At 59.1% G+C, this 9,165-nt stretch carries 11 protein-coding genes and 1 tRNA gene; 11 read left to right on the plus strand and 1 reads right to left on the minus strand.

Annotation, left to right across the window (positions count from 1 at the left end; all coding sequences use genetic code 11):
* Positions 1 to 220 precede the first annotated feature (220 nt).
* The 4 genes from ACTQ1E_RS08475 to rbr all read left to right on the plus strand — a co-directional run bounded on the left by ACTQ1E_RS08475 (position 221) and on the right by rbr (position 2,704).
* A tRNA-Asp gene (locus ACTQ1E_RS08475) sits at positions 221 to 298 on the plus strand.
* 340 nt (positions 299 to 638) lie between these two features.
* Entirely contained in the window at positions 639 to 1,124 is a 486-nt protein-coding gene (locus ACTQ1E_RS08480; RefSeq protein ID WP_154518481.1) for an RrF2 family transcriptional regulator, read from the plus strand.
* A 21-nt stretch (positions 1,125 to 1,145) separates the two neighbouring features.
* The gene (locus ACTQ1E_RS08485) at positions 1,146 to 2,051 is read left to right on the plus strand and encodes an adenine glycosylase (protein WP_441565837.1); all 906 of its coding nucleotides are present in this window, start codon (positions 1,146 to 1,148) and stop codon (positions 2,049 to 2,051) included.
* A gap of 113 nt (positions 2,052 to 2,164) precedes the next feature.
* Positions 2,165 to 2,704 (plus strand): rubrerythrin, encoded by a 540-nt coding sequence (rbr, locus tag ACTQ1E_RS08490; RefSeq protein WP_154518486.1) that lies wholly within the window; start codon positions 2,165 to 2,167, stop codon positions 2,702 to 2,704.
* Positions 2,705 to 2,846: 142 nt separating this feature from the next.
* Here the strand turns inward: rbr and ACTQ1E_RS08495 are convergent, their stop codons facing one another.
* Positions 2,847 to 3,032, minus strand: a complete 186-nt coding sequence (locus tag ACTQ1E_RS08495) for a hypothetical protein (RefSeq protein ID WP_154518490.1) — start codon at positions 3,030 to 3,032, stop codon at positions 2,847 to 2,849.
* Positions 3,033 to 3,058: 26 nt separating this feature from the next.
* Between ACTQ1E_RS08495 and ACTQ1E_RS08500 the strand changes: the two genes are divergently transcribed.
* From ACTQ1E_RS08500 to ACTQ1E_RS08530, 7 genes are all read left to right on the plus strand, one after another.
* Complete coding sequence (locus tag ACTQ1E_RS08500) at positions 3,059 to 3,481, plus strand: hypothetical protein (RefSeq protein ID WP_441015560.1); 423 nt, start codon at positions 3,059 to 3,061, stop codon at positions 3,479 to 3,481.
* Between the two features lie 123 nt (positions 3,482 to 3,604).
* On the plus strand, positions 3,605 to 4,135 hold the full coding sequence (locus ACTQ1E_RS08505; protein WP_427728910.1) for a DUF6036 family nucleotidyltransferase: 531 nt from the start codon (positions 3,605 to 3,607) through the stop codon (positions 4,133 to 4,135).
* Positions 4,132 to 4,695, plus strand: a complete 564-nt coding sequence (locus ACTQ1E_RS08510) for a hypothetical protein (RefSeq protein ID WP_390448572.1) — start codon at positions 4,132 to 4,134, stop codon at positions 4,693 to 4,695. Before ACTQ1E_RS08505 ends, ACTQ1E_RS08510 begins: the two co-directional genes overlap by 4 nt.
* Positions 4,696 to 4,746: 51 nt before the next feature.
* Positions 4,747 to 6,102, plus strand: coding sequence for a DNA recombination protein RmuC (locus ACTQ1E_RS08515; protein ID WP_441565839.1), 1,356 nt, complete (start codon positions 4,747 to 4,749; stop codon positions 6,100 to 6,102).
* Positions 6,103 to 6,229: 127 nt separating this feature from the next.
* Positions 6,230 to 8,032, plus strand: coding sequence for an ABC transporter ATP-binding protein (locus ACTQ1E_RS08520; protein WP_441565841.1), 1,803 nt, complete (start codon positions 6,230 to 6,232; stop codon positions 8,030 to 8,032).
* 63 nt (positions 8,033 to 8,095) lie between these two features.
* Complete coding sequence (gene nth, locus ACTQ1E_RS08525; protein WP_441031770.1) at positions 8,096 to 8,761, plus strand: endonuclease III; 666 nt, start codon at positions 8,096 to 8,098, stop codon at positions 8,759 to 8,761.
* A 156-nt stretch (positions 8,762 to 8,917) separates the two neighbouring features.
* Positions 8,918 to 9,165 (plus strand): hypothetical protein (locus ACTQ1E_RS08530; RefSeq protein WP_441565843.1); only part of this gene is annotated, 248 nt, incomplete at its 3' end.

Genomic DNA, 9,165 nt, shown 5'->3' on the forward strand with positions numbered 1-9,165 from the left:
GTTTGCTGCTCTACAGTCCTGCGCAAGACGGAAAGCACATTAAGTGCTTTCCTTTGCGTGCGGAACTCGCGACAAACTTAACCCGCGCCAGCCGGCCCCGGAGACCCTCCCGGAGGGACCCAAAAAATATTTTCAAAAAAGTTGTTGCGCGGCGAACAGACTTCTGTGTATACTAATCCCCGCAGCGCACGCGAGCGGAAACAAACGCGAACGACTGCCTGGGGAGTTAGCTCAGTTTGGTTAGAGCGCCGGCCTGTCACGTCGGAGGTCGCGGGTTCGAGCCCCGTACTTCCCGCCAACGCAATTAAAGCCACGTCTTCGGACGTGGCTTTTTGCGTTTAATAGGACAACCGCTCGGCCGTCCCTTTCATTCTGCTCCTTGCTTCCGAGATGCGGAAAAGAATTAAGTATATCGGTTTAAACAAGGGGGGTTTGTTGCGCAACACTCGTTCAATGAAACAGGGGGTTAGGTTATACTAAATTCCACTGCAGGCCTAATCTGATGCAATTTGCTTTGGATTCGACCTTCAGCGGACATCTAATTCACTATTTGGTTGTCCCGGCGGTTATTTAGCGTCTCGACGTAAGCTCGGCCCCGGAGCCCGTTCGAGCTGTTCGTATTCCTTGAAAGGGGAAACATGGACATATCGAGGAAGACTGATTATGCCCTCCGCATGCTTGCGATGCTTGCCGAGGAGCCGGAGCGGTTGCTTTCTGTTCGCACTGCTGCCGAAGAGGTCAATGTTCCGTATTCGTTTGCCCGTTCGATCCAACACGGTTTGGTTCAGGCCGGTATTGTGGAGAGCCTGCGTGGCGTCCACGGCGGTATGCGTCTTAAGGTCAACCCGAGCGAGGTCACTATCCGTCAGGTCGTCGAGGCCGTTCAGGGCCCTATGGTTATGAATGATTGCACGGCACTCGATGGCGACTGTGCACGCAGGGGCACGTGCTGCTATCATCCCCTGTGGGCTGGGGCCCAGGCGCTGATGCGTGACTACCTCGATTCCGTTTCGCTGGACGATGTCGTCGCTCGCCGCCAGTTCCCCGCCGTCGATCCCAAGTTCGCCGACCGCGACGCCTTTCCCGAGTATGCCGTTTGCGCGTGTGCTTGCCGGGAGGAGTAGCGCCGCATAAGGAGCATAGCTATGATTCAGGACCCCTTTCGTTCGATGATTCGTTCGGAAGGGGTTCTGCGTTATCGCGACCTTCCGTGGCGCCGCACACGCGACCCGTACATCATCTGGCTTTCCGAGGTCATGCTGCAGCAGACGCAGGTTCCACGCGTAGAGACGCGCATGCCGGCATGGCTCGACCGCTTTCCGACCGTGCATTCTCTCGCCCAGGCCGCTCCTTCTGATGTTTTGGACGCTTGGCAGGGCATGGGCTACAACCGCCGTGCTTTGGCGCTCCATAAGGCCGCGCAGCGACTCGTGGAGGACTGGGATGGGGAGTTTCCGCGTGATACATGCGACCTGGTCGCGCTGCCCGGTATTGGGCCCGCAACGGCGCAGGGCATTCGGTCGTTTGCGTTTGATCTTCCGGGAGTGTACCTGGAGACCAATGTGCGCACGGTCTTTCTGCATCACTTTTTTCCTGACGTTCCGTCTGTTCCCGATCGCGAGCTGGTGCCGTTGATCCAGGCGGCCTGCCCGGCGGCGCCCGGTGCGGCGGCGGATGAGGTCGCTCCCTTTGCCGTGCCGCTCGACGATGCCGATACGCCGCGCGCGTGGTATTACGCGCTGCTGGATTACGGCGCGTATCTCAAAAAGACGCTGCCCAATCCGTCTAGGCGCTCGGCGGGCTATAGCCGCCAGTCCAAATTTGAGGGCTCGCGTCGGCAAAAGCGTGCCCATATCGTGCGCATGCTGCTTGCAGCTCGCGACGGACAGCCGGCGGGCATAACGCTTGTTGAAGCTGTTGCAGGCGTTAACAAGATGGAGGCCGCAGCGGGTCGCGAACCGGTTGGTTGCGATTTTATTGCGGGCATTCTTGCCGACCTGGAGCGCGAAGGCTTTTGTCGTGCCGAAGGCGAGCGCTGGCTGAGTGTGTGATGACGCGAATTTGCAGAACAGGATAGTAAGGTTTAGATTCTCGGCATGAGGGTATCCTAAAGGCAATGCCGCTCAAAGTCTATGGGCGGCGCGTATTGAAGGGAAGTACACCTATGGATTTTGAGAATTCTCAAACCAAGAAGAACCTCGAGACCGCTTTTGCCGGTGAGTCCCAGGCGCACACCAAGTATCGTTACTATGCATCCAAGGCCAAAAAGGACGGCTACGTTCAGATTTCGAATATCTTTGCAGAGACGGCGGGCAACGAGTCCGAGCATGCCAAGCTGTGGTTTAAGTACCTGCACGACGGTGCTGTTCCGGATACGCTGGACAACCTGCGCGATGCCGCTGCGGGCGAGAACTACGAGTGGACCACGATGTATGATGAGTTCGCCAAGACCGCCGAAGAGGAGGGTTTTGCCGAGATCGCCGCGAAGTTCCGTGGCGTTGGCGCTGTCGAGAAGGCTCACGAGGAGCGCTATAACAAGCTCGTCGAGCGCATTGAATCGGGCGAGGTGTTTGAGCGCGAGGGCGTAAAGGTGTGGAAGTGCCTGAACTGCGGGCACCTGCATGTTGGTGCCAAGGCGCCCGAGGTGTGCCCGGTTTGCAACCATCCCAAGGCGTACTTTGAGGAGCAGGTGGTGAACTACTAGCGCGTGGCGCTGGCTGCGCTCCGGCTTCGGGCCGTCGCGTGCTCGCTACAGAAAAGCTGATAAGAAGTTTGTGTGCCGCCCCTTTTGGGGCGGCACGTTTTGTTTGGGGTCCCTGTCTTCACAATTTCCGTCAAGCTTTTGGTTAGGTTTTGGTCGGATGGCGCAAGGGCGAGAGGGCAAAAGATTGCTGGCGAAAAAAGCTCAAAGAAAGTGCTGGTAGGGGAGTTGTTGAACTTTTCGACAGTTTTCTGACAAAAGAATCTTTGCGGCTATTGCCGCGGATTTCATTGCCGCGGCCGCGATGGTGCGGGATGCTGGGCGCAAGCATCGAATGCTCCTATTGAGGAGGCCAACATGGATCTGTTTCTTGAGACCCCGCAGCAACAAGCCGAGCGCATGCTGCGCCAACAGCAGCGGCTTATGGAGATGCAAATGCAAGGGGCAGCCGTCCAGCCTCCTGCGCAAAACGCCGCGCCCGCGGTATCGCCTGCGGGTGAGGTGGACCCAGGAGCCTATTCCGTACAGCAAGATTCATATGCGCAGGAGCTTGCGTTCGACAAGCGTCGTGCGCGTCGCCGTCGCTGGGCCCAGCGCCTGCGTACGCTGGCGATGATCGTGCTGATCCCGTTGGGACTCGCGGCAATCTTCTTGGCCTCATATGCCCTCACGTGCATTCTCAACGGCGCCTCGCCCAGCGAAGTGCTCCAACATTTAACAGCTCTCGGCCAGCGCCTGGGCGATGTCGTAACAACCATCCGCGCCGGCTGGGAGAGTTAGCGTTTGTCACATTAGGACTTCTAGGGTGCAGGGATTATCGCCACGAGTAGAATTCTTGCATCCTGTGGGTCCTGTCGTGCGACTGAATAGTATTATTGATGATAATTAATAATAGGATTTGCTATGCATAAGCAGGATTTAGAGCAGACTCTTTTGGGTATTGACGAAGAGGCGGAGCTGGAAATAGGTCCAAGAGACGATAGACCGAGCGTTGTATTGGTGGGAGGGAGCGCCTTCATGCTTAACGATGTGACGAATCGGTCGGTTACACATGACATTGATGTGTTTGAGGCAGACAGGTGCCTCCGCGAGATCATAGCTCGATATTCCGAGGTGAATGGTATGGCGGCGGCATATTGTAATCAGATGCCATTCAATTACGAAGATCGTTTGATTCCCTTGGATATTGGGGCGCGTTTTATCAGGTACTTTACGCCATCCTTGGAAGACCTAGCGGTAATGAAGCTCTATGCCTACCGTCCGAACGACATCGTCGATCTTCATAGCCAGGCATTCGTCGACCGACTTGATTGGGGACTGCTCGAACGGCTTATATTCGACGAGGGCGAGGCGCTGGCGTCGTCGCCTTCGGAGCGGAGTTATCAAGAGATGGTCTGCGCATACAGGCAATACAAAAAGGAGGTGCTCGGTTGAATCTGACCTTTGAGGGATTCTTAAAAGGCTATTGCCGAGAGCTATCCGGACAGCAGTCGCTCAGTTTTAGAAAATTGGTTAAGCAGGCGACGACGGTTGCGCCGCGCGTGGCGGAGCCCCTGTTTTTGCTCGCTTTGGCGCAGGGTAAAGCCGAATACGTTCTGGGCTTATCCGAGGGTTCGTGGATGGAAGAGGGTTACCGAGGCGTTTTGTCCTTGTACGCCCAAACGGGTAGCCTGGCATCTCTATGCGCCGAGGACAAACTCCCTAATCGTTATGCCAACGTTTGGCGTGCGTATAGAGCGGTGAAGGAAAAGCCAGTGGCGGACAGAAGGATCAACGCTCTGATGCGAAAAAGAACGTTGGGAGCGCTAGAGGAATCGGGCGTAACGCGCTACGGTCTCTGCCGCGATTTGAATCTGAATAAGGGAAACGTGTACGCATACTTAGCCGGCGATGACTCAAAGGTGAGCAGGGAGACGGCGCGCCGCATTATGGAATATGCGGAGGAGAGGGGCGCCCAAGAAGGGGCCGGGCGCCCGGTGCGTGTGGCGGGGTAAGATTGATCGCGGTTTTGTTTGATGATCGATTGGGTTTGTTGGGCGGAGTCTATGTCTGCTGTTGATATTGTGCTGGTCGTGATCGCCTTGGTAGCGGTAGGAGTGGCTGTGGCTTGCGCCCTTCAGCTCAAGGGCCTTCGCGCCGAGCTGCGAGAGCGCAGCGATGGCGGTGCGGAGGCGCTGGCGGCACTCGAGCAGGCCAACAACGCGCTCGATGCCCTGAACGTCGCGCTGGCAGAAACCCGCCGCACGGCCAATGCCATCGCGCAGCAGCAGACGACAGATGCGGCCGTGGAGCAGCAACGTTACCTGAACATCGCACGCGAGTTTTCGCAAGCTGGTGACCGGATGGATGACCTGCGCCGCGAGACGGCCCAACAACTCGGTGCCAACCGCGAGGGCATCGAGCACCGCCTGGACAAGGTGCGCGAGACGGTCGATGTCCAGCTGGGTGCTATCCGCAAAGACAACAACGTGCAACTCGATCAGATGCGCGCGACGGTGGACGAGAAGCTCTCCCGCACGCTCAACGATCGCCTGTCGGCATCGTTTAAGCAGGTGAGCGACCAGCTCGAGGCCGTGTACAAGGGCCTGGGCGACATGCAGTCCATCGCCACCGGCGTGGGCGACCTTAAGCGCGTGCTGGGCAACGTAAAGGCGCGTGGCATTTTGGGCGAGGTGCAGCTGGGTGCAATCCTGGCGGACATCCTCACGCCCGACCAGTATCTGGAAAACGTCGCCACCAAGCCCGGCGCCTCGGAGCGCGTTGAGTTTGCCGTCAAGCTGCCAGTAGACGAGGACGATCCCGTGCTGCTGCCGATCGACTCCAAATTCCCGGGTGACGCATATGAGCATCTGCTCGACGCCCAGGAGTCGGGTGACGCTGAGGCCGTCGCCGCTGCGCGTAAGACGCTCGACGCCATGGTCAAGCGCGAGGCCAAGGACATCTGCGAAAAGTACCTGAGTGTGCCGGCAACGACCAACTTTGGCATTATGTTCGTGCCGTTTGAGGGGCTGTACGCCGAGGTTGTCAGTCGTCCGGGACTTATCGAGACCCTGGGCCGCGACTATCACGTCAACGTTGCCGGTCCCAGCACCATGGCGGCTATCCTCAACAGCCTGCAGATGAGCTACCAAACGTTTAGGCTGCAAAAACGCACCGATGACGTGCTGCGCGTGCTTTCTGCCGTCAAGGCCGAGCTGCCGCGCTATCAGGCGGCGCTGCGCCGCGCCCAGCAGCAAATCGAGACCGCGGGAAAGACGGTCGAGGGCATCATCACCACGCGCACCAACGTCATGGAGCACAAGCTCAAGGACATCGACGCGCTGGAAGACGCCGACCAAGCTGATGAGATCTTGGGACTCACGCCCGCGGGCCTTCTCACAGACCAAGAAGACGAGGAATAATTACAACAAGACGGTGGGGCGCCGGCGCAAACGCGGGCACCCCGCTGCTTTTCGCATCGTGCTTGCCTGAAGTGCGCTTTAGTATGCAACAATGACGTTTAGCCCCGCCAGATGTGAAAGGAAGCCCATGTCACAGAGAAGCACCAGTCCGCTCAAACGCTCAACCGTGCGCCGCACGCTACAGCGTTTTTGGGACGTCACGCGCACGCAGCCGCTGATCGTCTTTCTCTCGGTGCTCTCGTCGGCGGGCTACATCTTTTTGCTCACGTTTGCCAACACCTACGTGATGGCGCTTATCGTCGACCGCGTCCAGGCCGGCCCCGTGGCGGGCGACCGGGTGTTTGAGGTCTTTGGCCCCTACATTCTGGCGCTTGTGCTCGTTAACCTAGTGGGCCAGGTCCTCTCCAAGCTGCAGGACTACACCGTCTACAAGCTCGAGATTGCGGGTAACTATCACTTGGCGCGCCTGTGCTTCGACACGCTCTCCAATCAATCCATGACATTCCACACCAGCCGTTTTGGCGGATCGCTTGTGAGCCAGACGAGCCGTTTTATGGGCGGCTACACGGGGCTGGTGGACGTGACGGTGTATTCGCTCATCCCCACTATCACCTCGGTTGTCTGCACGGTGGCGGCGCTCGCTCCGGTGGTGCCGACGTTTACCGTGATCCTGGTAGGCATTATGGTCGTCTACATCGCGTTTGTCTGGCTTATGTATAAGCGCATCATGCCGCTTTCGGCCGCGACGTCCGCCGCGCAGAACAAGCTGTCGGGCGTGCTGTCCGACGCGGTCACGAACATCCTGGCCGTCAAGACCTGTGGGCGCGAAGACTTTGAGCGCGACCTGTTCGATAGCGCCGACCGCGCCGCGCGCGACGCCGAGACGGTTTCGATGCACGCCATGATGCAGCGCAACTTTACGACCTCGGGCCTTATCGTCATCACCATGGCCGTGGTGAGTGTGTTTGTGGCGGGCGGCAACGCGTGGTTTGGCATCTCGGCCGGCGCGCTTGTCATGATCTTTACCTATACGTACAACCTCACCATGCGTCTGAACTACGTAAGCTCCATGATGCAGCGCATCAATCGCGCGCTCGGCGATGCGGCCGAGATGACGCGCGTGCTGGACGAGCCGCGTCTGGTGGCAGACGACGAGAACGCTCCCGAGCTCAAGGTGGGCGAGGGCGCGATTGATTTTGAGCACCTGAGCTTTGCATACCGTGACGCCGCGGCGGGCGAGAGCGTGTTCGACGACCTGACGCTCCATGTGGCGGCGGGTCAGCGCGTGGGCCTGGTGGGCAAATCGGGCTCGGGCAAGACGACGCTCACCAAGTTGCTGCTGCGCCTGGACGACGTACAGGGCGGTCGCGTACTCGTGGACGGTCAGGATGTCTCGCGCTGCACGCAGCAGAGCCTGCGTCGCCAGGTTGCCTACGTGCCACAGGAGGCGCTGCTGTTTCACCGCTCCATTCGCGAGAACATCGCCTACGGCCGCCCCGATGCCACCGACGAACAGATTCGCGAGGCGGCCCGCTTGGCCAATGCCCTGGAGTTTATCGACCGCCTGCCCCGGGGCTTTGACACCATGGTGGGCGAGCGCGGCGTTAAGCTTTCGGGCGGCCAACGCCAGCGCGTGGCCATCGCCCGTGCCATCCTCACCGACGCGCCGATTCTGGTGCTCGACGAGGCGACCTCTGCCCTGGACAGTGAGTCCGAGGCGCTGGTGCAGGAGGCGCTTGAGAACCTGATGCGCGGCCGCACCTCTATTGTGGTGGCACATCGCCTGTCCACCGTGGCGGCGCTCGACCGCATCGTGGTGCTGGCGGACGGCGAGATTGTCGAGGACGGTACGCATGCGCAGCTTGTCGAGGCAGGCGGCGAGTACGCAAGCTTGTGGGGCCGCCAGACCGGCGCATTTTTGGAGGCGTAAAGACCCCATACGTGGGACAATCGTGCCCATAGGTAAGTTATGCCGCCAATCCGAGGAGTCGTTATGCCACGCGAGACCAATGCCGCCAAGCGCGAGCGCGCCGTTGAGGTGTGCGAGCGCCTTAACCGTCGCTATGGCCCGGTTGAGTGCTTTTTGGACCACGAGAATCCCTATAGGCTGCTCATAGCGGTGTTGCTCTCGGCGCAGACGACCGACGCGCAGGTCAACAAGGTGACGCCGAAGCTGTTTGCCCAGTGGCCCACGCCCGAGGCCATGGCGGGGGCGAGCGTTGCCGATGTGGCAGATACCATTAAGTCGCTCGGCTTCTATAAGAGCAAGGCCAAGCACGCCGTGGAGGCCGCACAGATGATTGTCGCCGATTACGGCGGCGAGGTGCCGGCCGACATGAAGGAGCTTGTCAAGCTGCCGGGCGTTGGGCGCAAGACGGCGAACATCGTGCTCAACGTGGGGTTTGGCATTGTCGAGGGTATCGCGGTCGATACGCACGTCAACCGCATCGCGCACCGTCTGATGCTGAGTCCCAAGACGCACGCCAAAGAGCCGCTCAAGACCGAGCAGGATCTGCTCAAGATCTTGCCGCACGAGTATTGGGAGTCGGTCAACCACCAGTGGATCACCTTTGGCCGCGAGATCTGCGATGCCCGCAAACCCAAGTGCGACGAGTGCCCGCTGGCAGATCTTTGCCCCAGTGTTCGAGTGGTGCAATAGCTTTTTGCAAACTTTTTTGCAAAAAAGTCTCAAACCTTAGATATAGCTTGGTTGCGCAACCTTTTGAGTTTTTTCTCGGCTTGAATTAACCATGCAATTCAGATGTCTTCTTTCGCGAAGTGGTCGCGGAGAAGCAAGTCGGGAAAGGACGACCACATGAATAGGAAGCTTAACGCTGCTATCACAGCCGGTTTGAGCTTGAGTATGGTGCTTGGCTCTACGCCGGTTGCTGCTATCGCGGCGGAGACTACTCAGGACACAAGCGGGGAGGCGGCGGCTGCGGCTGCCACTGGCGTCAAGGATGTCCTCTACTTCGCCAACGGCGGTGTGTTCGTCGACGGTAATGTGACGCTCCAGGGCGTTACTGATTCCGACGGCGTCGCCCGCCAGCCCCTGGCCCCGAC

The organism is Collinsella sp. LCP21S3_C7 (genome assembly GCF_052118485.1).
Lineage (GTDB): Bacteria > Actinomycetota > Coriobacteriia > Coriobacteriales > Coriobacteriaceae > Collinsella.

Bases quoted from the DNA above. Each gene is read 5' to 3' on its own strand.
- ACTQ1E_RS08480 (WP_154518481.1), top strand. From the start codon at position 639: ATGGACATATCGAGGAAGACTGATTATGCCCTCCGCATGCTTGCGATG.
- ACTQ1E_RS08485 (WP_441565837.1), top strand. From the start codon at position 1,146: ATGATTCAGGACCCCTTTCGTTCGATGATTCGTTCGGAAGGGGTTCTG.
- rbr (WP_154518486.1), top strand. From the start codon at position 2,165: ATGGATTTTGAGAATTCTCAAACCAAGAAGAACCTCGAGACCGCTTTT.
- ACTQ1E_RS08495 (WP_154518490.1), bottom strand. From the start codon at position 3,032: ATGCTTGCGCCCAGCATCCCGCACCATCGCGGCCGCGGCAATGAAATC.
- ACTQ1E_RS08500 (WP_441015560.1), top strand. From the start codon at position 3,059: ATGGATCTGTTTCTTGAGACCCCGCAGCAACAAGCCGAGCGCATGCTG.
- ACTQ1E_RS08505 (WP_427728910.1), top strand. From the start codon at position 3,605: ATGCATAAGCAGGATTTAGAGCAGACTCTTTTGGGTATTGACGAAGAG.
- ACTQ1E_RS08515 (WP_441565839.1), top strand. From the start codon at position 4,747: ATGTCTGCTGTTGATATTGTGCTGGTCGTGATCGCCTTGGTAGCGGTA.
- ACTQ1E_RS08520 (WP_441565841.1), top strand. From the start codon at position 6,230: ATGTCACAGAGAAGCACCAGTCCGCTCAAACGCTCAACCGTGCGCCGC.
- nth (WP_441031770.1), top strand. From the start codon at position 8,096: ATGCCACGCGAGACCAATGCCGCCAAGCGCGAGCGCGCCGTTGAGGTG.